General features: G+C 70.9%; 21 protein-coding genes and 2 pseudogenes. 13 read left to right on the top strand and 10 right to left on the bottom strand.

Translation table 11 applies throughout. The features are described 5' to 3' along the window. Window positions 1-142 precede the first annotated feature (142 nt). Entirely contained in the window at window positions 143-1132 is a 990-nt protein-coding gene (gene hemB / locus EDD30_RS23105; RefSeq protein ID WP_071805977.1) for a porphobilinogen synthase, read from the top strand. 238 nt (window positions 1133-1370) lie between these two features. On the opposite strand, the gene EDD30_RS39300 is transcribed toward hemB, so the two are convergent. From EDD30_RS39300 to EDD30_RS23120, 4 genes and pseudogenes are all read right to left on the bottom strand, one after another. After that, the gene (locus EDD30_RS39300) at window positions 1371-1538 is read right to left on the bottom strand and encodes a hypothetical protein (protein ID WP_170047292.1); all 168 of its coding nucleotides are present in this window, start codon (window positions 1536-1538) and stop codon (window positions 1371-1373) included. Window positions 1539-1717: 179 nt separating this feature from the next. Next, window positions 1718-4054: pseudogene (locus tag EDD30_RS23110) on the bottom strand (lamin tail domain-containing protein); the annotation flags it as partial. A 131-nt stretch (window positions 4055-4185) separates the two neighbouring features. After that, entirely contained in the window at window positions 4186-5208 is a 1023-nt protein-coding gene (locus tag EDD30_RS23115; RefSeq protein WP_071805975.1) for a GNAT family N-acetyltransferase, read from the bottom strand. 81 nt (window positions 5209-5289) lie between these two features. Then, a complete protein-coding gene (locus EDD30_RS23120) occupies window positions 5290-6774 on the bottom strand; it encodes a hypothetical protein (protein WP_084556439.1) in 1485 nt (494 codons plus the stop codon). Window positions 6775-6894: 120 nt separating this feature from the next. On the opposite strand from EDD30_RS23120, the gene EDD30_RS23125 reads away from it, so the two are divergent. From EDD30_RS23125 to EDD30_RS23140, 3 genes are all read left to right on the top strand, one after another. Next, window positions 6895-7116 carry an FmdB family zinc ribbon protein gene (locus EDD30_RS23125; RefSeq protein ID WP_071805979.1) on the top strand — a complete coding sequence of 74 codons (222 nt, stop codon included), beginning with the start codon at window positions 6895-6897 and terminating at the stop codon, window positions 7114-7116. Window positions 7117-7855: 739 nt separating this feature from the next. After that, window positions 7856-10825, top strand: a complete 2970-nt coding sequence (locus EDD30_RS40845; RefSeq protein ID WP_244945638.1) for a winged helix-turn-helix domain-containing protein — start codon at window positions 7856-7858, stop codon at window positions 10823-10825. Window positions 10826-10971: 146 nt separating this feature from the next. Beyond that, window positions 10972-11982, top strand: a complete 1011-nt coding sequence (locus tag EDD30_RS23140) for a potassium channel family protein (RefSeq protein WP_071805974.1) — start codon at window positions 10972-10974, stop codon at window positions 11980-11982. A gap of 13 nt (window positions 11983-11995) precedes the next feature. On the opposite strand, the gene EDD30_RS23145 is transcribed toward EDD30_RS23140, so the two are convergent. Both EDD30_RS23145 and EDD30_RS23150 read right to left on the bottom strand, forming a co-directional pair. Beyond that, window positions 11996-13018, bottom strand: coding sequence for a 2-oxoacid:ferredoxin oxidoreductase subunit beta (locus tag EDD30_RS23145; RefSeq protein WP_071805973.1), 1023 nt, complete (start codon window positions 13016-13018; stop codon window positions 11996-11998). Next, complete coding sequence (locus EDD30_RS23150; RefSeq protein WP_071805972.1) at window positions 13011-14864, bottom strand: 2-oxoacid:acceptor oxidoreductase subunit alpha; 1854 nt, start codon at window positions 14862-14864, stop codon at window positions 13011-13013. Before EDD30_RS23150 ends, EDD30_RS23145 begins: the two co-directional genes overlap by 8 nt. Window positions 14865-15063: 199 nt before the next feature. On the opposite strand from EDD30_RS23150, the gene ndhC reads away from it, so the two are divergent. From ndhC to EDD30_RS23175, 5 genes and pseudogenes are all read left to right on the top strand, one after another. Continuing rightward, window positions 15064-15441: an NADH-quinone oxidoreductase subunit A gene (ndhC, locus tag EDD30_RS23155; RefSeq protein WP_071805971.1), complete on the top strand. Its 378-nt coding sequence runs from the start codon at window positions 15064-15066 to the stop codon at window positions 15439-15441. A gap of 196 nt (window positions 15442-15637) precedes the next feature. After that, window positions 15638-15998, top strand: a pseudogene (locus EDD30_RS40850) (DivIVA domain-containing protein); the annotation flags it as partial. Between the two features lie 469 nt (window positions 15999-16467). Next, a complete protein-coding gene (locus EDD30_RS23165) occupies window positions 16468-16965 on the top strand; it encodes an SRPBCC family protein (protein WP_071808039.1) in 498 nt (165 codons plus the stop codon). A 193-nt stretch (window positions 16966-17158) separates the two neighbouring features. Beyond that, entirely contained in the window at window positions 17159-17725 is a 567-nt protein-coding gene (locus tag EDD30_RS23170; RefSeq protein WP_425321281.1) for a DNA-3-methyladenine glycosylase I, read from the top strand. Between the two features lie 329 nt (window positions 17726-18054). Continuing rightward, window positions 18055-18612 (top strand): hypothetical protein, encoded by a 558-nt coding sequence (locus tag EDD30_RS23175; protein ID WP_071808018.1) that lies wholly within the window; start codon window positions 18055-18057, stop codon window positions 18610-18612. A 129-nt stretch (window positions 18613-18741) separates the two neighbouring features. Here EDD30_RS23175 and EDD30_RS23180 read toward each other — a convergent pair whose 3' ends face one another. From EDD30_RS23180 to EDD30_RS23190, 3 genes are all read right to left on the bottom strand, one after another. Then, a complete protein-coding gene (locus EDD30_RS23180; RefSeq protein ID WP_084556966.1) occupies window positions 18742-19539 on the bottom strand; it encodes a S1 family peptidase in 798 nt (265 codons plus the stop codon). A gap of 444 nt (window positions 19540-19983) precedes the next feature. After that, window positions 19984-20772: an enoyl-CoA hydratase-related protein gene (locus EDD30_RS23185; protein WP_071808019.1), complete on the bottom strand. Its 789-nt coding sequence runs from the start codon at window positions 20770-20772 to the stop codon at window positions 19984-19986. Next, entirely contained in the window at window positions 20769-21581 is an 813-nt protein-coding gene (locus EDD30_RS23190; protein WP_071808020.1) for a PaaX family transcriptional regulator, read from the bottom strand. The genes EDD30_RS23185 and EDD30_RS23190 overlap by 4 nt, the downstream gene beginning before the upstream one ends. Window positions 21582-21890: 309 nt before the next feature. Here EDD30_RS23190 and EDD30_RS23195 point away from each other — a divergent pair, with 309 nt between their 5' ends. Both EDD30_RS23195 and EDD30_RS23200 read left to right on the top strand, forming a co-directional pair. Continuing rightward, complete coding sequence (locus EDD30_RS23195; protein WP_015625691.1) at window positions 21891-22058, top strand: DUF3117 domain-containing protein; 168 nt, start codon at window positions 21891-21893, stop codon at window positions 22056-22058. A 49-nt stretch (window positions 22059-22107) separates the two neighbouring features. Then, window positions 22108-23547 carry a leucyl aminopeptidase family protein gene (locus EDD30_RS23200; RefSeq protein ID WP_084556107.1) on the top strand — a complete coding sequence of 480 codons (1440 nt, stop codon included), beginning with the start codon at window positions 22108-22110 and terminating at the stop codon, window positions 23545-23547. A 68-nt stretch (window positions 23548-23615) separates the two neighbouring features. On the opposite strand, the gene EDD30_RS23205 is transcribed toward EDD30_RS23200, so the two are convergent. Further along, the gene (locus tag EDD30_RS23205; protein ID WP_071803209.1) at window positions 23616-24224 is read right to left on the bottom strand and encodes an O-methyltransferase; all 609 of its coding nucleotides are present in this window, start codon (window positions 24222-24224) and stop codon (window positions 23616-23618) included. A gap of 243 nt (window positions 24225-24467) precedes the next feature. On the opposite strand from EDD30_RS23205, the gene EDD30_RS23210 reads away from it, so the two are divergent. Then, the gene (locus EDD30_RS23210) at window positions 24468-25730 is read left to right on the top strand and encodes a S1C family serine protease (protein WP_071803210.1); all 1263 of its coding nucleotides are present in this window, start codon (window positions 24468-24470) and stop codon (window positions 25728-25730) included. 28 nt (window positions 25731-25758) lie between these two features. Continuing rightward, window positions 25759-26184, top strand: coding sequence for a twin-arginine translocase TatA/TatE family subunit (locus EDD30_RS23215; protein WP_071803128.1), 426 nt, complete (start codon window positions 25759-25761; stop codon window positions 26182-26184). Window positions 26185-26190 lie beyond the last annotated feature (6 nt).

Consider the following 26190-nt stretch of genomic DNA (forward strand, 5'->3'; position numbering starts at 1 on the left):
GGCCGGGTGCCTTGTGCGGCCGGGCTGGATCGCCTTTCGGGCCGGGTGCCTTCGGGCGGCCGTACCGGATCGCTGTGGGTTACCGTTCGCCTGGTTCTCGTTCGCCGGCCCGGTGGGGGCCGGCCCGGCTCAGGGAGTGAGCATGGCGTACCCCGACATCCGCCCGCGTAGGCTGCGGCGCTCGGCCGCCATGCGCCGGTTGGTCGAGGAGACCAGGGTGGCGCCCGCCGAACTGGTGCTGCCCCTGTTCGTCAAGGAAGGGCTGACCGACCCGCGGCCGATCTCGTCGCTGCCGGGCGTGGTGCAGCACTCCCGGGAGTCGCTGCGCAAGGCCGCCCACGAGGCGGTCCGCGCGGGCGTCGGCGGTCTCATGCTCTTCGGCGTACCCACGAGCGAGCACAAGGACGAGACCGGCTCCGGCGGTATCGACCCTGACGGCATCCTCAACGTCGCGATCCGGGACGTCATCGCCGAGGTAGGCGACTCGACGGTCGTCATGGGCGACCTGTGCCTGGACGAGTTCACCTCCCACGGTCACTGCGGCGTGCTCGCCGCCGACGGCACGGTGGACAACGACGCGACGCTCGCCCTCTACGCCCGGATGGGCGTCGCCCAGGCCGAGGCCGGAGCTCACGTCGTCGGCCCGTCCGGAATGATGGACGGCCAGGTCGGCGTCATCCGCCGAGCCCTCGACCAGGCCGGGCACTCCGACGTCGCGGTCCTCGCGTACGCGGCAAAGTACGCCGGCGCCTTCTACGGCCCGTTCCGCGAGGCCGTGGAATCGACGTTGCAGGGCGACCGCCGCACCTACCAGCAGAGCCCCGGCAACATCCGCGAGGCGCTGCGTGAGGTGGACCTGGACGTGGCCGAGGGGGCGGACATGGTCATGGTGAAGCCGGCCCTGCCCTACCTCGACGTGGTGGCCGCGGTCCGGGAGCGGGTGGACGTCCCGGTCGCCGCCTACCAGGTCTCCGGCGAGTACGCGATGGTGGAGGCCGCCGCGGCCAACGGCTGGCTCGACCGGCAGGGCGTGATGCTGGAGACCCTGACGTCGATCAAGCGTGCGGGCGCCCAGATCATCCTGACCTACTGGGCGACCGAAGCCGCCCAGCTCCTCCGCGACCGGTACTGAGCGCCTTCTCCGCCCCGGCCCCGCCTCAGCCCTGGCGCCTCAGCCCTGGCGCCTCAGCCCTGGCGCCTCAGCCCTGGCCGCAGCCGTGGCGCCTTAGCCCTGGCCTGGCCCTGGCCGCGACTCGAGCCCGGCCCGTCGGCGCCGGTCCTGGCCGTCCTGGCCCGGCCCCGGCCCCGGCTCGCCCGGTCCGCCCGGACGTGCCCGGCCTCGACTGCTTGGGCGTCGGCGCGGCCGCTGATCAGTCCGGTGGCTCGACATTGACCGGGCCGGGTGCTTCCCCGCCCTGCTCCGGTCGGTCGCTGTAGCGCTGCTCGCCCGGCTCCCACGGCTGATCCGCCGAGCCCTTGTTCTCCCGCTCGCCCGACTTCTCGCCGGGCTCCTCGACTTCGATCGGTTCGTCTGTCATGCGGCGAACCTACCCCGGCTTCCGGGTCCGAATCGGGTTATCCACAATGCGTGCTTATCCACAGGGGCCGCCCGCCCGTCGGCGGTTTTCGGCACTCTGGCCGCGTGCTCTCAGCCGTACCGGAAAAGGGAACTGCCGGGCCCGCGCAACGCGGACCCGGCAGCGAGGAACCGTGCCGATCAGTCGTCGTTCTTGATCGTGCCCGTGGCCGACAGGTCGGCCTGCCGCACGTCGCCCAGGCCCGCGAACACGAGCGTGAAGGCCTCGTTGGCTTCCTTGATGCGGTCGCCGCGAACCTTCACCGTGAACTTGACGCCGCTCGCGCCCGCGGCGATCGTCTTGCAACCCAGGTAGGGGTCGAAGTCGATGATCGGCCACGCCGTGCCCGGCACCGCCGTGGCGCAGACGGTGAGCGGCTGGCTCAGCGGGCGCGACAGCTTGACCGGGAAGGCCAGCGCCGTGGTGCCGCTGTTGCCCTCGGCCACGCTCGCGTCGGCCAGCGTCAGAGCCGCCTTCGACTGGAAGCGGGCGACCTGCGGGTCGTGGTCGCTCGAGCCCTTCGAGCCGTTGGCCTCGTCATCGGCCGCCCAGTCCGCGTTGATGTGCGCGGCGCGCATCTCGATCAGGTCGCCGTGCAGCGCGTCGTTGACGAAGAGGTGGTCCAGCGTCTGCGCCTGTCCGTCGAAGACGTAGGAGTAGGCCGAGGCCGGGGCGTCCGCCACCAGGTTGTCCCACAGGCTGTGCAGACCGGCGTCGTAGAGCGGGCCGAGCTGGTCGGCGGGCTTCGCCGGGGTCGGCTCGTCGGGCCGGGGGAACACGTTCAGGTCACCGCCGAGGGCGATGCGGGCGTGCTCGTCGCTCTTCTCGATCGCGGTGGCGATCGCGGCACCGTAGGCGGCCTGCTCCCGGCGCTGGCCCACGCGGCCGTCCGGGCCGGAGCTGAAGTGGTTGCTGATCGCCCAGAGCCGGAAGTGGTCCGTGGCGCCGGGGGCGACCTTCACGTCGAAGAGCGCGACCTGCGGCGCCCGGGTGTAGACGTTGGAGCCGTCGACGCCGGTGGAGCGGTCGACGTCGGCCGGCAGCACCGCGTTCAGCGCCTTCGGGTTGGAGACGTCGGCGTTGCCCGCCAGCGCGGCGCCACGGTATTCGACCTGCGGGGCCGAGCCCAGGATCGGGTGGTCGGCCGCCGCCGTGGCCAGCGACAGCCGGTCCGTGCGGTAGAGGAAGGCCGCCGTGATGCCGCGGGCGTCGGCGCCGGTGCGGTCGTAGGCGGCCGCGTAGGCAGGGCCGCCGGCCTTCTTGACCGTCAGCGCCAGGTCCTGCAGCGTGTCCGGCTGGCCGTCGGCGTTGTCGGTGGAGCCGCAGCTCAGCGCGTCACCCGAGATCGTGCAGATGTCCTGGTCCTCGGCCTCTTGGGCGAGGATGACATCCGGGGAGTGCAGGCTGTTCACGATCTGGTCGGCGAGGTTGCCGAGCTTCCCGGTGTACTCCGCCTCACTCGCCGGCACGTAGTCGAACGGCGGCCGCACGCCGGGACATCCGGAGTTGCCGGTGAAGTCACAGCCGTCGAACGGGTCGTCGCGGAAGTCGTAGAGGTTCTCCACGTTGTACGTCGACACGGCGAACTCGGTGCTGCGCTTCGCGGGCTTCGGCGGGTTGTTCTTCGACGGGTCGGCGCCCGCCGTGAAGGCCGCCGCGGCGGGCTGGACGCTGTACTTGTTGAAGCCGTAGGAGACGCCACCGACCGCGTCGGTGGACAGCGTGTCGAAGGTCTTCGCGGCAGGGAGCAGGGCGCTGTTGTCGGCGGCGGCCGCCTTCACACCCATCGGGCCGATCAGGATGCGGTTGCCGTTGCCGTTGTCGAAGCGCGCCGGGTCGTCGTCCAGCGGGTGCGAGTCGCGGAAGAGCCGCCGTGCGTACGGGTCGGCGCGGTCGAGCAGCGCGTCGTCGGCGTCCACGACCCAGATCTCCGAGTCGGCGGTGCCGCTGAACACGTTGCGTCCCGACACGACGCCGGCACCGGTGGGCACCCGCAGTTGCATGCCCTCGTGACGCTCCCAGAACAGGTCGGCCTCGGCCGCGTTGGCCGGCGGGGCCGCCTCGTCGATCTGGACCTCGTTCATCGGCACATCCGAGGCGAGCTTGGTGACCAGCGAGGCGCTGGAGAGCTGGGTCATCGAGAAGTACTCGACGACCTTGGCCTTGATCACGATCTCGTCGCCCACGGTGGGCACGTAGCCGCCGATCAACGAGGTGAAGGTGCCCATGAAGACGAAGATGCCGTCCGAGCTCGCCGGGTTGCCGTCCTCGGTGCCCTTGCGGCTCTGCAGGAAGAAGCCGTGCTGGTCCGCGCCGGCGGCCGTCCGCGCGAGCGTGCGCTGCGTGACGACGCCACGCACCTCGTACTGGGCGGTGCTTGCGCCGTTACCCGACGTATTCGCCAGCGGCGATCGGTGGGTTCGCGGCGCGGATTCGGTGTTGCCCTGCACCGCACCAACGGACAGCGGCTCGTCGGCCGCGTGCGCGACTCCGGGCAGAAGGGCTGCCGTCAATGCGGAAATGGCAAGTATGTTCAATATTCGGGTGGTGCGCACAAAGCCTCCACAGCGGAGCTGAATAAGGGGTACGCCGACCCTAAAGCCCCAGGTCAATCGGTGGGTTCCAGCCTCTGTACCAGTTGCGCAACGTCGGCGCCGTATTCATACCAGTCTCGGTCGGATTGGAACCCTAATTCGGCGTTAACCTTGAGCATCGATTCGTTATGTTGCGCATTCCACGTCTGCACCTCGCGCAGGCCGGGCTCCGCCTGGCGCAGTTCGAATAGCATCCGGGCTTTGATCGCCCGGTCGATCCCGTAGCCGCGATGCTCCCGCACGACGATGGTGTCGTACTGATCGGCGCGCTCGGGATGCTGCGCCGGGACGACGACCTCGGTGAGGCCGGCGACCGCGCCGCTCGCCTCGTGGATGGCCAGCACGATGTACGGCTTGAGGCCGCGCCGGTGCAGCGTGTCGAGGCTGTCCCGCAGCCGCTGCGGATCGGACGAGCTCGGCCGCAGGTCCAGGTCGTTGTCGTCGCCGTCCTGGCCCACGAGCTTCGCCTGCGCGTAGGCCTCCAGCAGCACCTCCGGCGGACCGCCCGGGTGGTACTCGACCCGGTAGCCCGCGCTGATGCCGTTCGCCATCGTGCCGAGGGCGCTCCAATCCACGCTGGACAGCGTCAGCACGCTGCGGGTCTCCACATACTCCCGCTCGAAGCCGAGGGACTCGTAGAACGCGATGGCGGGGGTGTCGCCGATCGCCTCGACGCCCAGCGACGAGAAACCCTCCAGGTAGGCCCGCCGGGCGGCGACGGCGACGAGCTGCTGACCCAGGCCGCGACGGCGCAGCTTGGGGTGAACGGCCACTTCGAGCACGCCGATGTCGCCGAGCAGCAGCAGGGTGACGTGGCCGAACACCGTGCTCTCGCCGTCGGGAAGCCGATCGTCCTCGACGACCCAGCTAATCCGGCGCTCACCCGGCATCGTCTCGGCGAAATACTCTCTGACCTGCACGTCCTGCCATGGTGGATCGTTCGGGACGTCCGCGGCCAGCACGTGGTTCAGCGTCTCCACGAGCGACCGGATCTCCGCGTCCGACGCGGACCGGGGATCCCACTCACGCACCCTCACGCGTACAGCTTGCCGGTATCTCGACCTTCAGGGAAGCCTTGGGTCCACAAATGTATGCGGCCCGTCACTGTGGGTTGTTGCTCAGGTCCGGCTGCGCACGCCGTACTCGTTGGCCGCGTCGAAGACCTTCTGCGCATACGGGCGGACGGCGTTGTAGGTGAGGATGGCGTCCCACCAGGCGTCCGCCTTGGACAGGTCCCGGCCACCCTTGCACAGGTAGACGGCCGCGGCGAGGGACGCGTCATCAATGTCGTTCGGATCCGACACCCCGTTGTTGTCGGCGTCCACCGCGTTGCCGACCGAGATCTCGTTCCAGGTCGTGGGGATGAACTGCAGCGGTCCCATCGCCCGGTCGTACTGAGTGTCCTTGTCGAGCACGCCCTGATCGGTGTCGCGGATGAGCTGACGGCCGCCCTTGCCGTCGAGCGGCAACCCGAAGATCGCCGGCGACACGGAACCGTCCACGCCGAGCACCGCGCCGTTCGCGCTGCCGTGCGCCGACTCGACCTTCGCGATGGCGGCGATCGTCGTCCAGCTCAGATGGCAGCTCGGGGCCGTTCTGGCGACGACCAGTTCCGCGTACCCGTATGCCTGGACGGCGACCACGGGGATGCCGACGCGGGTGCCGGCCTGTTGCGCCCAGCCGGACAGCACATCGGCGGGCCGGTTTCCGGGAACGCCGACGGGTGCCGCGGGCAAGCCGCCTCCCACCGCCGGCGCGGAACTTGTGCCGGGCAGGGTCGGCGGCAGGCTGACGTTCGGCAGCGGCGCCACCGGCGCCCCGGATTCGACGCCGAACGCGGGCGTCGCGCTGGGCGCCGGCTTCGCCTCGAGGGCCTGGGGTACGAGGTAGGCCCCGGCCGTCCCGGCGGCGCCGAGCAGCAGCACGGCGACGATCGCCGGCAGGATGACCCGGCCGGAGGGGCGCCGGGCCCAGTCGAAGGTGCTGCGGGCCATGCGAGCGGGACTGGCCTTGCGGAGGGCACGGCCGGCGCGAGTGCGAGAAGCGAGTGCGACGGCGGTCGGCGACGGCGCCGGCAAGCCGTCCGAGTCGGCAGCCTTCGTACGGGTCGCCGACTCCGCCTCGCCGTCGGCCGACTCCGCCTCGCCGTCGGCCGGCTGCGTCTTGCTGTCGGCCGGCGCCGCCTTGTCGCCTGCCGGCTCCTTGTCGCCTGCCGCAGCGGAGGGCTTGTCGCCCTGGTCTGCTTCCTTCTTGCCGGTCTTTTCCTCGGCCGGCCTCGGGCCGGTCTTGTCCTTGCCCTGCTTCCCGGCCTCTTCTTTCGCCGACCCTTCGGCGTCCTTGTCCTTCAAGTCGTCGGCCGGGCCCGCCTCCGTCTTGGTGGGCTTGTCGACTCGGCCGGTGTTTTCCGTTCGGATGGACTTCTCGGCCTGGTCGGGCTTCTCCGCCCGGGAGGGCGTCTTCTCCTCCGCCGGCGTGGCCGATCCGGATGGCTTTGTCCCGACGGCCGCAGCAGCCTCCTCGGGCGCCGCACCCGAGCCGCCGAGTGGGTCACCGAGGTGCGGTGCCGCCGGACGCTTCGAAGGTGTCTCTTGCCCGTCTACCACCCGCAAGAGATTACCGGGCGTGGGCCACCGTCGGACCCATGTGCCCGGGCCGATGGCACGTGCCACAACCACGCACCTGCGATGCAGCGAACCGGGCCGTCCTGCCCCTACCCTGTGCGGATGCCGCGATACGACTTTCGATGCCGCGCGTGCGGTGACACGTTCGAACTGAACCGTCCGATGGCCGAGGCCTCGGCCCCGGCGACCTGCCCTCAGGGTCATACGGACACCGTGAAGCTTCTCTCCACGGTCGCCTTCACCGGCCGAGGTGGCGCGACGCTCTCGATGCCGCCCAGCGGGGCCGGTGCCGGCGGGTGCTGCGGCGGAGGGTGTGGCTGTTGATCGCCTGGGGATGACGATCGGCGTGGGCACCGCAACCCGGAGACGACCGTGGCCGCCTTGCGCGGTGCCGCCACGGCCCCGGCTCGGCCGTGCCCGGGGGCGTGGCGGTGGATCAGCTCCCGGGCCGGGCGATCAGCCGGGCGCGTGGCGACCGAGGTGTGCATCCAGTTCGACGGCGACGAGGGTCTCGCAGCCCAAGGTCCGCCGCCATCGGTATCGGGGTGGAAATGGCCGCCACCGTGGGCGGGGCGGATCCGTTAGCTCACGGGAGAGTCGATGGCGGCTAGGGGGCGCGCGGGCGACACGTTCGCGTCCGCATCCACGCCGGCGTTGACCGTGGCCGGAGAGTGGCGCGCGGATGCGACAGGCTCCGGCGAGGTGCGGCGCCGGTGGCTGGGATGTCCATGAGCTGCGGCGACGGGCGACCGTCCGATGAGGGGTGTCGGCTGGTGGTCGGGCGCTTACTTGATGGAGTCGCACTGCTTATCGCACAGGGTGACTCTTGCGGGTACGTCCGTTCGGCTCGGTGGAAATGACCATTCACCGCGTGACCCGAACATGAACCGCGTCGTTACGTCACCCGTAGTGCCGCGCGAAGGCGTCAATGACTCCTCCGGGGGTCGTCCTTCCGGGGTCGTCCGTGGCGGGTGGACGGTTACCGACCGTTTCTACGATGTGCCGAGTGATCGCGGTGCGGCAGCATGGATCGCGACTTCCCAAGGGGGCGGAGGTTCTTACCGTGTCGGGACGGGCCGAGCTGCCGAGTGGGCTGGTGACCTTCGTGTTCACCGACATCGAAGGCTCGACGCGGTTGGCCCGCATGCTCGGCGAGACGTATCGCAGTGTATTGAACGCTCACCGTGAGTTGGTTCGCCGTGCGTTGCGTAATCACTCGGGCATCGAGCTATTTACAGAGGGTGATTCCTTCTTCGTTGCTTTCGGCGACGCCGCGGCCGCCGTGGCGGCGTGCGTCGCGTCACAGCGCGCACTCGCCGCACATCCGTGGCCGAGCCAGGAGGCCGCACCTCGGGTCCGCATGGGACTCCACACGGGATGGGCCACGCCGGTCGGCGGCGAGTACACGAGCACGGAAGTGCACCGGGCCGCCCGGGTGGCCGCCGCTGCCCACGGTGGCCAGATTCTGTGCTCCGGGGCCACCGCTCTCGCCACGACCGAAGACGCCGACGCCGACGCCGACGACGTACGGCCTGATCTGGGCGAGACCCTGGCGGGGCTCGACCTGATCGACCTCGGGCTGCACCGGCTTCGTGGCTTCGACGACGCGGAGCGGCTCTTCCAGATCGTCGTTCCCGGGCTGGAACACTCCTTTCCGCCGCCGCGCACCGCGGAGGCACCCTCGCACAACCTTCCCGCCCCCGTGACGCCCTTCGTCGGCAGGCAGAGCGAGGCCGCCGAGCTGCGGGAACTGGTCGGCAGCCATCGGATCGTCACGGTGGCCGGCTCCGGCGGATGCGGCAAGACGCGGATCGCCCTCGCGGTCGCGGAGCAGGTGCTGCCGTCGTACCCGGAAGGGATCTGGGTTGCCGATCTTGCCGAGGGGCGGCCCGAGACGGCGCTGGCCGCCGCGATGGGGGTGCGCACCGAGCCGGGCCGACCGATCCTGGAATCGATTGTCGACCGTTGCCGGCACGGTCGCATGCTGCTGCTCCTCGACACGTGCGACGCCCTTCCCGGCGAGGCCAAGCATTTCGTCCGGCGGTTGCTGACCGTGTGCCCGCGGCTGGACGTGCTCGCGACGTCGCGGGCGCCGCTGGGGTTGCCGGGCGAGCTGGTCTGGCGGCTGCCGCCGATGGCGCCGGGCGATGCCTACGCCCTGCTCGCGGATCGGGTGGTCGCGGCACGTGGCGGGCGGCCCGTCGCGGACGGTGAGGCCGCCGATCTCGGGCGGGTGGCGTCGAAGCTGGACGGTCATCCGCTGGCCGTCGAACTCGCCGCCGACCGGCTCCGCCTCGTCTCCGCCGACCAGCTCGCCGCCCGCCTCGACGACCCGGTCGCCGCCCTCGACCCCGGCCGCGAAGTCTCCGACGGGAGAGTCCCGGCCGCGCAGGCCTTGGTCGAGGTAGCCCTGGCCAACCAGGTCCTGGCCAGTCACCTCCTGGCCATCGGGGGCGTGGGCGGAGCGGCCAACGGAGGTATGGGCGGTGCAGCTCCGGGCAGCCGGGTCTTGGGGGGCGATGCGTGGTGCGGCGGAGGCCCCGGTGACGGAGCCGCCGTCGGCGGTGGCTTCGGGCGGGAGGCCGTCGGTCTCGAAGCGGGGGGCCGCACGACACTCGCCACCCGCGGCTTCGCCGACATGTTCGCCGGTGGGTTCTCCGGCGGGCTCGGCCTGGTCGCCGCCGGCTTCACGGTGGTCGACGCCAGGGACCGGCACAGCAGCCTGACCCGCAATCTCGACTGGTCCTATCGCGGCCTCAGCCCGGCGGCCGCCGCTCTCCTGCGCCGCCTCGCCGTCTTCGCCGGGCCGGTCGAGCTGGCCACCGTCGAGTGGTCCGGCGACGACGCCTTCGGCGCGCTCTCCGAGCTTGCCGATCGGTCGCTCGTCGAGGTCGTGCCCGGGCCGCGATACCGGATGTCCGAGCAGGTCAAGGCGTACGCCGCGCGCCGGCTCGCCGCCGCGGGGGAGGAGCGGCAGGCGCGGGACCGGCACGTCGCCTGGTCGCTGCACACCCTGGACGGGGTCGCCGTCGACACCGATGGCCAGCCGCGGACCGTGTCGCTCACCGAGCTCTCCCCGTACGTGAAGGAGTGGGAGTCGGCCCTGCGTTGGTCCGTCTCCGACGGCGATCCGCGTGCCGGGCTGCGGTTGGCCGGCGCCCTCGACCCGTGGTGGCGGGAGCACGGCGGTGACCGGGAAGGCCGGGAACTGCTGTACCGGCTCTACGGCAGCCTTGAGTCCGTACGCGTCCCGCCCGCCGACATGGCATCCGCCTATCTGGTGCACGCGGGGTTGTCGGCCGATCGGGACGAGCGGACGCGGTTCCTGGGACGGGCCGAGGCGATCGCGCGGCGGGCCGGCGATCCGTCTCTGCTCGTTCGCGCGCTGGCCGGGCACCGGGTGTCGTTGATCGAGGCCGGGCGCAACGGGGAGGCGGAGGAGATCTGCCGGGAGGTCATCGCTCGCGCGGAGCGAAATGGCGTGCCGGCCGCGGCCCTGTCCGCGATCGTCGCGCTGGCGGAGCTGCTCTGGCACCGCGACGCCCTGGACGAGGCGGCCGAGCTGCTCGGCGGGGCGCGGCTCATCGAGGCGGGACGCCCGGACGAACGTGGCCGCCGTACCGTCGACTGGCTTCTCGGGATGGTCGCGCTTCGCCGCGGCGACCTGGTCGCCGCGCACGACCATCTCGTGGTCGCCCTGCGGTCCCGGCTGCGGCACGGGTTCCGGGGCGCAGCCGCCGACGCCGTGGCGGCCATCGCGGTGCGTTGCGTGCAGGGCGACGATCCGATCACCGGGGCGGTGCTGTTCGGCGGTGCGGAGTCGGTGCGGGGGGCGCGGCGGGCCGCGCAGTTCGGCGGGTTCTGGTCCGCCCAGCAGGCCGTCCTGCGGCGTCGGCTAGGCGACGCGACCTTCGACGCGGCCTATGCGGACGGCGCCGAGATGGGGTTCACCCGGGCCGTCGCGGCCGCGCTGGCCGTCGAGCACCCGGACCTCGAACACGGCTCGGCCCGCTTCGCCCAGACGCTGAGCTGAGCGCCCGACGTCGGAAAGTCGGGCCGGAGCCGAGCGTCTGGCGCCGCCGCGGTCCGCGCGGGACAGAAAGCCCGGCCCGGCTGCCACGTCCTGGAAAGGACGGTGGTTTCAGGCCGCTATGGTGTGAACGTGCAGGCGGACGTCCCGTGATCCATCTACCGCTGGTCCGGCAGGGACCGCTGCGTGCCCTCGCCGTCCGGATGGTGGCCGCGGTCGTCCTCGTGCTGCTCGCCGCCTTCGTGATCTACGCGGACCGGGACGGTTACCGGGACGTCAACGAGGACGGTCTGACGATGCTCGACTGCTTCTATTACGCGGTCGTGTCGCTGTCGACCACCGGCTACGGCGACATCACCCCGGTCACGCCGGACGCGCGTCTGATCAACATCCTGTTCATCACCCCGGCGCGGGTGCTCTTCCTGATCATTCTGGTCGGCACGACCCTTGAGGTGCTGACCGATCAGTACCGCAACAGCCTGCGGGTGAGCCGGTGGAGGCGAAAGTTGAAGGACCACATCATCGTCTGCGGCTACGGCACCAAGGGCCGCGCGGCGATCAGCGCCCTGCTCGAGACCGGCTACGACAAGTCGCGGATCGTCGTGGTGGAGAGCCGCGAGGTCGCCCTGCGGCAGGCAGCGGCCAACGGGCTGGTCGCCATCGAGGGCAACGCCACCCGCTCGGCCGTGCTGCTGCAAGCCGACGTCAAGAACTGCAAGTCGGTCATCATCGCCACCGACAGCGACGAGGCGTCGGTCCTGATCTCATTGACCGTACGGCAGCTCACCGCCGGCCAGGTGCGCATCATCGCCGCCGTCCGCGAACAGGAGAACGCCGCGCTGCTCAAGCAGAGCGGCGCCCACCACGTCATCGTCTCGTCCTCGACCGCCGGCCGCCTGCTCGGGCTCACCACCACGACGCCGCCGCTGATCGACGTGGTCGAGGATCTCCTCACGCCCGGTCAGGGCATGGCGCTGGCCATGCGGTCGGCCGAACGCGCCGAGGTCGGCCGGAACCCGCGCGAGCTGCACACGCTCGTGGTGGCCCTGATCCGGCGCGGCAAGGTGGTCGCGCTTGGTGGCGAGCACGCGGAGACCATCGAGACCGGCGACATGCTCATCTACATCCGCGACGAGAACAACAGCGTCGCGGTGCACTGAGCGCCGCCGGCGGTTACATGATCGTCCAGGTGTCCCCGGCATTGAGCAGGTCGCCGAGCATCTCCTCGGGCGTACCCGTCGTCTGAGCCTGCGCGTCCTGCAACTGCTTCTGGATGAGCTCGTCGTAGGACGGACGCCGGACGTTGCGGAACACCCCGATCGGGGTCGTGCCGAGGTCCGATCCGGACAGCCGGGTCAGAGCGAACGCGTACGCCGGGTCGTCGACGGTCGCATCGTGCACGATCGGCGTGCCGCCCTCCTGCACCTGCAGGCCGAAGCTGCCTTCGGGGTGCACGACCGAGAAGCGGCCCTCCGGACCGAAGGTGATCGGCTGACCCTGTTCGAGGCGGATGAGGTGGTCGTCCCGGGTGGACGGGTCCTTGATCAGCTCGAAGGCGCCGTCGTTGAAGATGTTGCAGTTCTGGTAGATCTCCACGAAGGCCGAACCCTCGTGCTCGGCCGCCGCGCGCAGCACCGACTGCAGGTGCTTGCGGTCCGAGTCGATGGTGCGGGCCACGAAGGTCGCCTCCGCGCCCAGCGCCAACGACAGCGGGTTGAACGGCGAGTCCGCCGAGCCCGCCGGCGTCGACTTCGTGATCTTGCCGAGCTCCGAGGTCGGGCTGTACTGGCCCTTGGTCAGCCCGTAGATCCGGTTGTTGAAGAGCAGGATCTTCAGGTTGACGTTGCGCCGCAGCGCGTGGATCAGGTGGTTGCCGCCGATCGAGAGCGCGTCGCCGTCGCCGGTCACCACCCACACCGACAGGTCGGGGCGCGAGGCCGACAGGCCCGAGGCGATCGCCGGGGCGCGGCCGTGGATCGAGTGCATCCCGTACGTGTTCATGTAGTACGGGAAGCGCGACGAGCATCCGATGCCGGAGACGAAGACGATGTTCTCCCGCGGGATGCCGAGCTCGGGCATGAAGCCCTGCACGGCCGCGAGGATCGCGTAGTCACCGCAGCCCGGGCACCAGCGGACCTCCTGGTCGGACTTGAAGTCCTTGGCCGTCAGCTTCAGGGGGATCGTCGGGCTAGCCATTCTTGACCACGTCCTCGAGCATGTTCTCCAGCGTGGCGGCCGTGAACGGCAGGCCGCTGACCTGGTTGAAGGGAACGGCGTCGACCAGGTAGCGGGCCCGGATCACATGGGCAAGCTGGCCCAGGTTCATCTCCGGGACGATCACCTTGTCGTACGCCTTCAGCACCTCGCCGAGATTCGCCGGCAACGGCGCCAGGTGCCGCAGGTGCGCCTGGGCGATCGGCAGGCCGCGCTGGCGCAGGGCCCGGCAGGCGGCTCCGATCGGTCCGTACGTCGAACCCCAGCCCAGCACGAGCACGCGTGCGTTCTCGTCCGGGTCCTCGACGTCGATGTCGGGCACGGGGATAGCCTCGATCCGCGCCGCTCGGGTGCGGACCATGAACTCGTGATTGGCCGGGTCGTAGGAGATGTCACCGGTCTTGTCGGCCTTCTCCAGGCCGCCGATCCGGTGCTCCAGGCCCGGCGTGCCGGGCACCGCCCACGGGCGGGCCATGGTGTGCGGATCGCGCAGGTACGGCAGGAAGCGCCCGTCCTCGCCGTTCGGCGCGGTGGCGAACTCGACGCGCAGATCCGGCAGCTCGGAAACCTCCGGCAGCAGCCACGGCTCCGAGCCGTTCGCCACGTAGTTGTCCGAGAGCAGGATCACCGGCGTGCGGTAGGTCAGCGCGATCCGGGCCGCCTCGATCGCCGCGTGGAAGCAGTCCGAGGGTGACTTCGGCGCGATGACGGCCAGCGGGGCCTCGCCGTGGCGGCCGTACAGCGCCATGTTGAGGTCGGCCTGCTCGGTCTTGGTCGGCATGCCCGTCGACGGGCCCGCGCGCTGCACGTCGACGATGACCAGCGGCAGCTCCAGCGCGACGGCCAGGGAGATCGTCTCTCCCTTGAGCGCCACGCCCGGGCCGGAGGTGGTGGTCACGCCGAGCGCGCCACCGTACGAGGCACCGAGAGCGGCGCCGATCGCGGCGATCTCGTCCTCTGCCTGCATGGTGGTGATGCCGAACCGCTTGTGCTTGCTCAGCTCGTGCAGGATGTCCGAGGCCGGGGTGATCGGGTACGCGCCCAGGAACACCGGCAGCTTCGCGCGTACACCGGCCGCCACGAGACCGAGGGCGAGCGCGGCGTTGCCGGTGATGTTGCGGTAGGTGCCGGCGGCCATCTTCGCGGGCTTGACCTCGTACCGGACCGAGAAGGTCTCGGTGGTCTCGCCGAAGTTCCACCCCGCCTGGAAGGCGGCCTTGTTGGCCGCCACCAGCTCGGGCCGCTTGGCGAACTTGCGCTCCAGGAACCGCAGCGTCGACTGATGAGGCCGAGAATACATCCAGCTCAGCAGGCCCAGAGCGAACATGTTCTTGGCGCGCTCGGCGTCTTTCTTCGGTACGCCGGAGTCCGCGAGCGCCGCCACCGTCATCGATGTCAGGGCCACCGGGTGCACCGACCACTCGTCCAGCGAGCCGTCCTCGAGCGGACTCACCGCATACCCGACCTTGGCCAGGTTGCGCTTGGAGAACTCGTCGGTGTTCACGATGATGTCCGCGCCGGCCGGCAGGTCGGCGAGGTTGGCCTTGAGCGCGGCCGGGTTCATCGCGACCAGCACGTTCGGCGCGTCGCCGGGCGTGAGGATGTCGTAGTCGGCGAAGTGCACCTGGAAGCTCGACACGCCCGGCAGGGTGCCTGCGGGTGCCCGGATCTCAGCCGGGAAGTTGGGTAACGTCGAGATGTCGTTGCCGAGTTGAGCGGTCTCCGACGTGAACCGATCGCCGGTGAGCTGCATACCGTCACCGGAGTCGCCGGCGAACCGGATGACCACGCGGTCTAGCTGCTCGACACGCTTCGCGGGAGCGGCCACGTTCCAACCTCCTGAGGGAGCCGGCCGGCGGGTACGCACGTCAATGAGCCGGCCCGCATTCGTCACTTCCAGCCTACGTCGGCGCCCCTTACCGCCGTCGGTAAGGGTTGCTGTCCGATCACAGACCGACGACCACAGTAGCCAGGCAAGGCTTGCCTGAGCCACCCCAGTTCCTGTGATGGTTCGCTACGCTGCGCCCGTGGACGGGTATCTGGGTTCGTACGCCACGCTGGGCCTGGTGCTGGCCGCCGGCGTCCTCGTCTTCGTCGGTGCCTTCGGGGCGAACAAGTTGCTCCGTCCGGCAAATCCTGCGGAGCCGGCGGGCAAGCGCATCGCGTACGAGAGTGGCATCGACCCGGTCGGCACCGACTGGGCACAGGCACAGATTCGCTATTACGTGTACGCGTACCTGTATGTGCTCTTCGCCGTGGAGGCGGTCTTCCTCTTCCCATGGGCGGTCGTCTTCGACCGTCCGGGGTTCGGTGCGGTGACCGTGGCTGAGATGGGCATATTCGTAGGGGTTCTCGCCCTCGGAATCGTGTACGCATGGCGTAAGAAGATACTCACCTGGACCTGATCGTCGAGGTTTGTCCACAGACGGGGTGACAGGCCGGCGTTGTCCACAGGCAGGGTTGCGGACCGGAAAGCTTGTCCACCGGGCGGGGTGGCGGGCACTCCGCCCGCCCACCAGGCAGGGTTACGGGTTCCGAGGTTTGTCCACAGGCGGGGTGGCGAGCTCGCCACGCCGTAGCGCTCGTGCCACGATCGTGCCCATGGGTCAGCTTCTGCTCTTCGTGGTCGTCGCGCTCGTGGTGGCGGCCATCGTCTTCGGCGTGACCGTGATGGTGAGCGGCGGAGACTCCGGGTTGACGCCGGTGGAGCCGGACGGGCGCGCGCTGCCCCTGCCGAGTGACCGGCCGTTGGCCGAGGAGGACATGGTCCGGACCCGCTTCGACACCGCGTTCCGCGGCTACCGGATGTCGCAGGTCGATCAGGCGCTGCAGCGCGCGGCCTACGACATCGGTTACAAGAGTGAGCTGATCGGGGTCCTGGAGGCGGAGGTCACCGCGCTGCGCGAGGGGCGGACGGCGGACGCCGACGTGCTGAAGCGCGCCCGGGAGGCGGCCGTGGCGCCACCGCCGCCGCCGGACCCGGTTCCCGATGATCCGGCCGCGGAGGGTGCTGAGCCTGCTTCCGCCGTTTCGCCAGCGGATTCATCGGCTTCCGGCCCGGCCTCGCCTGCCGCTTCAGGTGCGGCTTCGTCTTCCGCTTCTGGCTCGGCATCGACCTCGTCCTCGAGTGAGGCCCCCGCTTCGGACCCGGCCTCCGGCGCCGCTTCCTCCTCCGGCGCTGATTCCGCCTCCGATTCCGATTCCGCCTCCGATTCCGATTCCGCCTCCGCCTCCGCCTCCGCCTCCGATTCCGCCTCCGCCTCCAGGCCGGCGGCTGGCTCGGGGCCGGCGGCCGGCTCGGGGCCGGGGTCGGCTTCGTCTTCAGGCCCGGCTCCGGGCGGGAAGAGCGGGGCTGCGTCGACGGGGTCGTCGGGTTCGGCCGGGCCGGCTCCGGCGGAGCCGGCCGGGAACGAAGAGCCGGCGGAGCGCCGATGAGTGAGACCGGGCCGGTCGGCGGCCTCGGCGACGCCGCGAAACCCGGAACCGGGGAGGTCACCGCGACCGTCATCGTGCGCGCGCCCGCCCCCCGGGTGTTCGCCGCCTTCCTCGACTGGGAGCGGCAGAGCGACTGGATCCCGTTCACCAAGGTCCGGGTGGTCGAGGGCGACGGCGGCGAGGGCAGCCTCATCGAGGCGGTCACAGCCCTGGGCCCGGCGGTGGTCCGCGACGAGATGCGGGTGGTCCGGGTCGACGCGCCCTACGAGCTGCGGGTCGTCCATTGCGGCAAGGTTCTGCGCGGGCCGGGCTCGATGCGGTGCACGGCGATGGGCGGTGACCGCACGCAGGTGGTCATGCACGAGTGGTTCCACCTGCCCAGCGGCGCGGCCGGCAAGCTCGCGTGGCCCGTGCTGTGGCCGGGATCGAAAATGGGCTTCAAGGGCGCGCTCAAGAAGTTCGGCCGCCTGGTGGAAGAGGGCAAGCTGCCCTGAGTTTCTGTCGGTGGGTATCCCTACGGTGGTCGCCATGACGGATGACATCGCCGCGCGCGGCGCCTCGGTAGCGACCCCGCCCCAGGGCGGGCCGGCTGACAACGGGCCGGCTGGCGGCGGGCCGGCTGACAACGGGCCGGCTGGTGGCGGGCTGGCTGACAACGGGCCGGCTGGTGGCGGGCTGGCTGACGGCTTGGTCGTGGGGGCGGACGGTCGAGCTCGGTGTTTCTGGGGTGCCAGCGCCGCGGACTACATGGCATACCACGACACCGAGTGGGGACGGCCGGTCCGAGGCGATGACGCTCTCTTCGAGCGCATGTGCCTGGAGGCGTTCCAGTCAGGCCTCTCCTGGATCACCATCCTGCGCAAGCGGCCGGCGTTCCGGCGGGCGTTCGCCGGATTCGCGATCGAGGCGGTGGCCGCCTTCACCGCCGAGGACGCCGAACGCCTGATGGGCGATACCGGCATCGTCCGCAACCGCATGAAGGTGGACGCGGCCCTGCACAACGCCAAGGTGGCCGCCAACTTGTCCACAGGCCTGTCCGACCTGCTCTGGTCTTACGCGCCGCCCCCGGGGCCCCGCCCGCCGACACGCGCACACGTGCCGGCGCTGACCCCGGAGTCCACGGCGATGGCCAAGGACCTGAAGAAGCGTGGCTTCAAGTTCGTGGGACCGACGACGGCCTACGCCCTCATGCAGGCCACCGGCATGGTCGACGACCACGTAACGGGCTGCTGCGTGCCTCCCGGTGGTCCGTGAGGCTCCTGGTGGTCCGTGAAGCTGCTCGTGGTGGTCCGTGAAGCTCCTGATGGTCCGTGAGGCTCGTGGTGGTGTGTGAGGCTCCTGCTGGTCCGTGAGGCCCGTCAGCGGTCCCTGAAGCGCCTTGTAGTCCTGGAGCGTCCGGTGGTTTGTGAGGCGCTCGGAGGTCCGTGAGGCGCGCTCGGTGGTGGTGAGGCGCTCGGTGGTCCGCGCTCGGGTAGTCCTTGAGGCGCCGGCAGTTTTGAGGCGCCCGGCAGTTCTGACGCGGCCGTGGTGATGGGGCGGAGGCAATCGCCGGGGTTCGGGGCGGCCGTGGTGTCATAGTGCTCATGGCTCAATGGGTGGTGACCATTCCGGCGGAACGATGGGCGACCGAGCGGTTGTTCCATCACGACACCCTGACGGTGGCGGGGTCGGCCGGCGTGCGACCCGCCGCCGGGGACGACGTGTTGCTCGTGGCGGGTGAGCAGAATCCCGCCGTCGTCGCGCGCGGGGTCGTGGCGGGGCAGGAGTCGGGTCGGCGCGGCGCACATGGGGTGCCGGAGGTCGAGGTGGCCTACACGCGGCGTTCGTTCGACGACCCCGTGCCGGCCGAGGGACTCAAGCTCGACGAGGCCGTCGCCGAGGTCGACGCCGAGGTGTTCCAGCGCCTTGCCGATCGTCTCGCCGGTGACCGGGACAGGCAGACGTGGCTGGTCAGCCTGGACCTGCCGATCGAGGCGTCCGGTCCGGCGGAGGCGGTCCGGCAGTTCTGGTCGTACGTACTGGAGCTCGGTCCGTCCGAGCTGCCCACCTTCGTCTCGCCGTCCGGCGACGAGCTGGCCATGCAGGCCTTCGTGCTCGGCGAGGAGGCGAACCTCGATCCCGAAGAGGACGAGGACGACTAACCGCCTCAATCTCGGGATGCACCGCCCGGAGACGGTGGCGGGCCCTGAATCTTGTGGAACGGGGCGAGCCCCGGAGCGGCGACTGCTCCGGGGCTCGCGTGATTCCGGTCTGTTCGACTGCCTTGCGGGTCAGCCGCCGAGGCTGGCCGCCGCCGAGGCGATCGCCGGCGCGAAGTAGCTGACCTGGGTGTACACGCCCGGCTTGTTCGGGCGGGCGCAGCCCTCGCCCCAGCTCACGATGCCGACCTGGATCCAGGCGTTGTTCGCGTCGCGGCGGAACATCGGTCCGCCCGAGTCGCCCTGGCAGGTGTCGACGCCGCCCTCGGTGTAGCCGGCGCAGATCTCTTCCGCGGGGATGATGTCACCGTCGTACATGCTGCTGGAGTTGCAGGTCGTGTCGTTGACGAACGGCACGGTCGCCTTCAGCATGTAGCGCTGCTGGGACCCACCCTCGCGGGCCGCGCCCCAGCCGGCGATGGTGAACGTGCCGGTGTCGTAGGTGCTCGACTGGGCGATCGGTAGCGTCTTCAGGGTCGTGATGGGGCTCGACAGGCGGATCAGCGCCCAGTCCTTGCCGCTGCCGTTGTAGCCCGGCGCGCGGTAGACGTAGTTGGACTTACGGGTGATCTTGCTGGACGAGTTGAGGTCGACCACGCCGAGCGTCGCGGTGATCGACGTGTTGTTGCCCGTACGGCTGACGCAGTGCGCCGCGGTCAGCACCAGCGTCGGGCTGTACAGCGAGCCGCCGCAGCCCATCGAGAGTCGCACCATGAACGGGAACTCGCCCTGGGTGGCCTGGGTGCCGCCGACCACCCGCTGCGGACCGTCGTCGGCCGCCGACGCCGGCGACCCCGTCCACACGGTGCCCATCGTCGCCACGGTGAGCGCAACTGCCACCCCGCCCAGAATCCTGCGCAACCTGACCATCCCGGCCTCCCCAACGAAAGTGTTGCGGAGAGTCAAACATTTAGACGCATGAATTCGACCATCTCGAAACACTCATACCGTCAGGCAGGGGGTGTGACGAAAAAATCGCTCTCCGGAGGCGTGCAGGCGCGAAATCAGTCTGTAACAAAGCCGGTAGACGGATGACCGGGTAACCCGGGCCACAGTGCCCGGAACTGGACGAACGGGCTCGCAGCCATGCCGGACCCGAGCCCGGCCCGCCGGGCCGGGCCGCAAACTCGGCCCGCTCCGGCCGGGCCCCGAACTCCACCCGCTGAGCTGCGAACTCCGCCCGCTGAGCCGCGAACTATCGCGAACCCGACTCGGCCGGGCCAGCGGACGAGCGCCGGACCCGATTCGGCCGGGCCAGCGGACGAGCGCCGGACCCGACCCCGTCGGGGGCCCGGCACGGTGGCCCGCGTCGTCTCAGCGCCCCTCGAAGACCGGCTTCTGCTTCGCGACGAAGGACGAGACGGCGTTCTTGTGGTCACTGGTCGCTCCGCAGATCGCCTGCGCCTGGGCCTCCGCCGCGAGCGCGTCGGACAGCGACCCCGCCGTGCCGATCGACAGCTCACGCTTGATGGCCGCGTACGCGACCGTCGGACCGGCGGCCAGCCGGGCGGCGAACTCCTGCGCCGCGGGCAGCACCTGCTCGTCGTCCTCCACGAGCTGGGTGAGCAGACCGTACTCGTGACACTGCTGTGCCCGTACCGGCTGGGCCAGCAGCAGCAGCTCGAGCGCCCGGGCGCGGCCGACGATGTGCGGCAGGGACCAGGAGATGCCGGAGTCGCCGGCCAGGCCGACGTTGGCGAACGCCATCAGGAACGTCGTCTTCGGGCCGCCGATGCGGAAGTCGGCGAGAAGCGCCAGCGACGCGCCCGCGCCGGCCGCCGTGCCCCGCACGGCGGCGATCACCGGCTTGGGCAGGCTCGCCAGGCGCTGGGCGATCGGGTTGTAGTGGGCGCGCACCGTGTCCAGTTCGGTCGATCCGCTCGCCAGGACTTCGGCGTGTTCGCGCAGGTCCTGCCCGACGCAGAAGGCGTTGCCCGCGCCCGCCAGCACCACCGCCCGGACCGATTTGTCGACCTCGAGCTGCGTGAGCGTGTCGCGCAGCGCCTCCTTGAGGCCGACGTCGAAGGCGTTCATGGCGTCGGGGCGGTTGAGGGTCAGGGTGACGACCGCATCCGTGCGGTCGACGAGCAGCGAGTCGGTCATGGTTCAGAGAATCCCACACGTCCTCCACGGGACACCGATGCGAGGCTTCGTTCCACGAAGCGGTCGGCGGCAGGGCGCAGCCGGGCCGCGTGCCTGTCGAAGAAGTTCGCGGCGCTCAGGCCGGGCCAGCGGGACGGGAGCAGCGACGAGGGGAGCTGCGGATCCCGGAACAGGAACGAGCGCCAGGCGTGCACGAGCTGGAAACGCGCCGCATAGGCCTCCTCGTCCGAGCTGCGGGCGTTGACCGCGGTCACCACCGGCCGCTGGGTCTCGATGAACTCCTCGTAGGCCCGCCCGATCTCCGCGAGATTCCAGGCCCGCCCCACCACCTCCGCGGCGCCCGGTGAGCCCGCGGCGTGACTGGCGCTGAACCGCTCGTACTCCAGGCCGGCCTCGAGCAGCACCGTGTCGACCTCCTCCGCCGCCCGCGGTGCCACCCAGGCGCGCTCGTCCAGCATCCCGTACCCGAGGAAGGTGAGCCGTTGTGCCTCGCGGCGCGGCGCCGAGGCGCCGAGCAGGACCAGATCGAAGCGTCCGTCCCAGCTCGTCCGGCCGGTGCGGTAGATCCGGGCGGACGCCTCGTCGAGCCTGCGGGCGGCCTTCGGCGTCAGCAGATACCCTGGTCCGGACACCAGGCGCAGCGGGTGCAGCCAGCCCTGGCGGACCATGCGGGAGACCGCGGTGCGCACGGCCGGCGGCGCGATGCCCAGCGGTGCGAGCAGTTTGACGAGGGCGGCGACCGGCGCGCGGCCGCCTCTCGGGCGGAGATAGTCGCCGTAGAGGTCGAAGAGTGCCGACCGCGCCTGCATGACCGCACATTGTGACAGCCCGAAAGAGGATATGCTAGACGCTGTCACATCAGCCCGGGTTGGGTTTGGGATCGCCGGTGTTCATCAGGGAAAATGTTTGATCGGCACGGTGGGCCACGCCGCGTGACACGCGTGGCGGGCCCGCAGCGCTGCGGTCTCGGGTCGGTCCAGCGGGGGCGACTCCGGCGGTCGGAGACGAGGTACGGCGCGTCGTGGGGCTGAGCACGGGGCATCGTTGCCGAGCTGTTCGAGAAGCAAGTGGCTGTGGGGCAACCCACCGACCCTGATGTAGGTCTGAGGGGAGACAAGATGGCGGCGATGAAGCCGCGGACGGGCGATGGTCCGCTGGAGGTCACCAAGGAAGGGCGCGGCATCGTGATGCGCGTCCCGCTGGAGGGTGGTGGCCGTCTCGTCGTTGAGATGACTCCGGACGAGGCCAACGCGCTGGGTGACGCGCTGAAGGCGATCGCCGGCTGACGTTTCACGTGGCCCGCCGGTACGGTACCGCCGTACCGGCGGGCTTTCCATGTCTGACGGGAAGGGTCATCCTCCAGTGTTCGGGATTCGCCTGGTGGACGCGGCGCAGGCCGGCACGCAGGTAGTCGTGGCGGACGAGTCCGCCGTTCTCGCAGGTGGCGACGATGAGATCGCGGAACTGCACCGTGGCTCCGACGAGCGCGGGCGGGCCGGTGCCGTGCTGGTGCTGCCGCGCCCGCTGCGTACCCCTGCCAAGGTCGTGATCGTCGGGGTCGGCGCCGGCGACGAGGCCGGCTGGCGGTCGGCCGGCGCGGCCGCGGTCCGTGCGGTCCCGGCCGGAGAACCGCTGCACGTCGTGCTGCCCGCCGGCGTTTCACCGACCGCGGTGCGCGGCCTCGCCGAAGGCCTGTGGCTCGCCGCCTACCGGTTCCGCGAGGCCGTCGACGGCGCCCGGTCCGCCGGGGTCACGCTGCAGACCGACAGCCCCGACACGTACGCGGAAAGCCTCGAAACCGCCCGCGTGACCGCCGCCGCGACGTGGCTGGCACGCGACCTGACGAATATGCCGCCGTCGGTGAAGAACCCGGCCTGGTTCGCCGACCAGCTCGTGGCCGAGGCCGCGTCCCGGCCGGGGCTCGAGGTCACCGTGCGCGAGCCGGACCGGTTGCGGGCCGAGGGCTTCGGCGGGCTGCTCGCCGTCGGCGGAGGCTCGGCCAGCCCGCCGCGCCTGCTCGAGATCGCCTGGCGGCCGGAGGGCGCGACGCGGCACGTGGTGCTGGTCGGCAAGGGCATCACCTTCGACACGGGCGGCATCTCGATCAAGCCGCGCGAGGGCATGAAGCTGATGAAGAAGGACATGGGCGGCGCGGCGGCGGTCGTCGCCGCCACGCTGGGCGCGGCGGACCTGGGCCTTCCGGTACGCATCACCGCGCTCGCGCCGCTGGCGGAGAACGCGATCAGCGGCTCCGCGTACCGGCCGGGCGACGTGATCACACAGTGGGACGGCACCACGACCGAGACCACGAACTCCGACGCCGAGGGCCGGCTGGTGCTGGCCGACGTCCTGGCGTACGCGGTCGCGAAGCTGCACCCCGACGTCGTCATCGACCTGGCCACGCTGACCGGCGCCAACGCGGTCGCCCTCGGTAAGCGCACCGCCGCCCTTTACAGCCGCGACGACTCCCTCGCCGCGGACCTCGAGGCGGCCGGCCAAGCCGCGGGCGAGCGGATGTGGCGCCTCCCGCTGCCCGCGGAATACACCGACTACCTGCGCAGCGACATCGCCGACCGGCACAGCTCGCCGTCGCAGGGCGCGGGCTCGGTGGTCGCGGCGCTGTTCCTGAGCGAGTTCCTCGGCGATCGGGTCGACCACTGGGCGCACCTCGACATGTCCGCGCCGGCCTGGTCCGACGCGAACGACGCGGACCTGACCAAGGGCGCCACCGGCTGGGGCACCCGCACCCTCCTGCGCTATCTCAGCGAGAACTGACCGCAACCAGAGTCGGATTGCGCCCGCTCCTCAGGGGCGCAATCCCCGCCGAGCGCAGTGAGGCCATGTCACAGTTTGACGGCGGTGAGGAGGCCGGCGCCGGCCGGGATGAGGGCCGGGATCCAGTGCTCGGCCTCCCGGATCGCCTTGACCGTCTCCCGGATGGTGATGGTGTCCGCGTCGCGGGCCGCCGGGTCGCTGATCCGGCCGCCCGCCAGCGCGCCGTTCACGATCAAGATGCCGCCGGGGCGCAGCAGCCGCAGGGCCGCCTCCGCGCACGCGCCGAACTCGGTCGCGTCGGAGTCGACGAAGACCAGGTCATAGACGCCGTCGGCCAGCCGGGGCAGGACGTCGAGCGCACGGCCGGTGATGATCCGGGTACGGGAAGGTGCGAAGCCCGCCTCCTGGAAGATGCGCCGGGCGATCCGCTGGTGCTCGTTCTCGACGTCGATCGTGGTCAGCACGCCGTCCGGGCGCATGCCGCGGAGCAGCCAGACACCGCTGACGCCCGTACCGGTGCCGATCTCGACCACGGCCTTGGCGTTGCCCGCCGCGGCGAGCAGGGCGAGCACGGAGCCCGCGCCGGGGGTCACGGACGAGAGCCCGACCTCGAGGGCGAGGTTCCGGGCGGTCTGGAGCACGATGTCCTCGGCGGCGTACGCCTCGGCGAACTGCATCGACTGCGCGCTGGGGGTGCCGAGCTGGCGGGCTGCGGTGACGATGACGACCTCCGTGATGGATGCGCGGAAGGAGAACCGGTGCACATCGGGTATGAGCGTAGAGCGACGGTCACCCTTCGCGCACCGGGACTTCGGCGGCGGAAAGCGGCGAGTGGACCTTCCGGGCGGCGACTGTGCGGATGATCCATGCCGATCCGTGTCATCCTGGAGGGGGAGCAGACGACGAGTGGAGGCCCCGACGTGACCGACGGCTGGAACTGGCGCCAGCCTCAACCGCCGCCGGCCGCTCCGCCCCCGGCGGGCGGTTCACCCTGGTGGTCCGACGCGCTGACCGATCCGTGGCGTGACCCCTACGCTCCGTCCGCCGTCGTCATGCCGAGTGCGCCGCCTACGGCCGTACCGCAGCCCGAGGCGGTCACCGACCCCGACGCGCCCCGCCGCTCGCTCGCCCCCATCCTGCTGATCTGCCTGGTCACAGCCCTGCTCGCCGGTGGCCTGGGCGGCACGCTCGGTTTCGTGTTCGCTACCCGCAGCGGCTTCGGCGGCGGCACGCAGCTCGGTGGCCCTCCGCTGGCGGCACCGGGGGCGGCCCAGCGGGCCCCCGACTCCCTCGCCGGTGTCGCGAAGCAGGTGCAGCCCAGCGTGGTGACGGTGCGGGTGTCCGGTGCCATCGGTTCCGGATTCGTGGCGACCAAGGACGGCTACGTCATCACGAACGACCACGTCGTGGAAGGCGCCGACGACACGCTGTCCGTGTCGTTCAGCGACGGTTCCACGGCAGGCGCGACCCTCGTCGGACGCGATCCCGAGTCCGACATCGCAGTGATCAAAGTCTCCAAAGGTGATCTTCCGGCGGTGCAGTTCGGCGACTCGGACTCGATCGCCGTCGGCGACCCGGTGCTGGCCTTCGGCTCGCCGCTCGCCCTCAACAACACGGTGACGCAGGGCATCGTCAGCGCCCTGGACCGCACCATCCAGGCCGGCGACCCGGGCGGCACGACGCGCTACTACGCGGCGGTGCAGACCGACGCCGCCGTCAACCAGGGCAACTCGGGCGGCCCGCTGGTCGACGCCGCCGGCCGCGTCATCGGGGTCAACTCGGTGATCCGCTCGGTGGGCGGCACCGAGACGGAGGCCGGCAACATCGGCCTCGCCTTCGCCATCCCGATCAATCAGGCCAAACGCATCGCCCAGGACATCATCGACACCGGCAAGGCCCGGCGTACGGTGATCGGCGCCGAGGTGTCCGCAGGCGGCGCCACGGGTTCCGGCAGCGCCAGCGGGGCGCGGCTGCGCTCGGTGCAGGCGGCGGGCCCGGCGGCCACCGCGGGCCTGAAGTCCGGCGACGTCATCACCAAGATCGACGGACACGTTCTGGAAGACGGCACGGACCTGATCGCCCTGGTCCGCAAGTATGCGCCCGGCTCGACGGTATCGGTGGAGTACCGCCGGGGCACCGGCACCAAGACCGCCTCAGTAACCTTGGCAGCCGACGCCAAGTGAAAGGCCCTCACGGGCAGGGGAGGCCGCCGTGTTCGAGAACCTGAACTGGACGGAGATCATCGCGCTGCTCCTGCTCGCCCTGCTGATCTTCGGCGAGCGCCTGCCCAAGGTGATCGGGGACGGGCTGCGGATGCTGCGCGGCCTGCGAGCGATGGCCCAGAACGCCACCAGCGACCTCAGCCGGGAGCTGGGCACGGATATCCAGCTCCAGGACCTGCACCCGAAGGCGTTCATCCGCAAGCACCTGCTCAGCGAGGAAGACGAGGCGGCGATCCGCAAGCCGCTCCAGGGCCTCTTCGACGACGTCAAGAGCGACCTCACCGGGGTGAAGTCCGACCTCGAGGAGGTCGCCGCGGCCGCCGACTTCAAGGCTCACCACACCGCCCCTGCCGCGCCCCCGCAGAAGGCACCATCCACCCCGCCCGCGGCGTCCTTCGACATCGACGCCACCTAGGGCGGG

The sequence above is a fragment of the Couchioplanes caeruleus genome (assembly GCF_003751945.1).
In the GTDB taxonomy this organism is placed as follows: domain Bacteria; phylum Actinomycetota; class Actinomycetes; order Mycobacteriales; family Micromonosporaceae; genus Actinoplanes; species Actinoplanes caeruleus.

Bases quoted from the DNA above. Each gene is read 5' to 3' on its own strand.
- hemB (WP_071805977.1), top strand. From the start codon at position 143: ATGGCGTACCCCGACATCCGCCCGCGTAGGCTGCGGCGCTCGGCCGCC.
- EDD30_RS23175 (WP_071808018.1), top strand. From the start codon at position 18,055: ATGGCTCAATGGGTGGTGACCATTCCGGCGGAACGATGGGCGACCGAG.
- EDD30_RS39300 (WP_170047292.1), bottom strand. From the start codon at position 1,538: ATGACAGACGAACCGATCGAAGTCGAGGAGCCCGGCGAGAAGTCGGGC.
- EDD30_RS23165 (WP_071808039.1), top strand. From the start codon at position 16,468: ATGAGTGAGACCGGGCCGGTCGGCGGCCTCGGCGACGCCGCGAAACCC.
- EDD30_RS23205 (WP_071803209.1), bottom strand. From the start codon at position 24,224: ATGCAGTTCGCCGAGGCGTACGCCGCCGAGGACATCGTGCTCCAGACC.
- EDD30_RS23190 (WP_071808020.1), bottom strand. From the start codon at position 21,581: ATGCAGGCGCGGTCGGCACTCTTCGACCTCTACGGCGACTATCTCCGC.
- EDD30_RS23195 (WP_015625691.1), top strand. From the start codon at position 21,891: ATGGCGGCGATGAAGCCGCGGACGGGCGATGGTCCGCTGGAGGTCACC.
- EDD30_RS23145 (WP_071805973.1), bottom strand. From the start codon at position 13,018: ATGGCTAGCCCGACGATCCCCCTGAAGCTGACGGCCAAGGACTTCAAG.
- EDD30_RS23185 (WP_071808019.1), bottom strand. From the start codon at position 20,772: ATGACCGACTCGCTGCTCGTCGACCGCACGGATGCGGTCGTCACCCTG.
- EDD30_RS23180 (WP_084556966.1), bottom strand. From the start codon at position 19,539: ATGGTCAGGTTGCGCAGGATTCTGGGCGGGGTGGCAGTTGCGCTCACC.
- EDD30_RS23200 (WP_084556107.1), top strand. From the start codon at position 22,108: ATGTCTGACGGGAAGGGTCATCCTCCAGTGTTCGGGATTCGCCTGGTG.
- EDD30_RS23125 (WP_071805979.1), top strand. From the start codon at position 6,895: ATGCCGCGATACGACTTTCGATGCCGCGCGTGCGGTGACACGTTCGAA.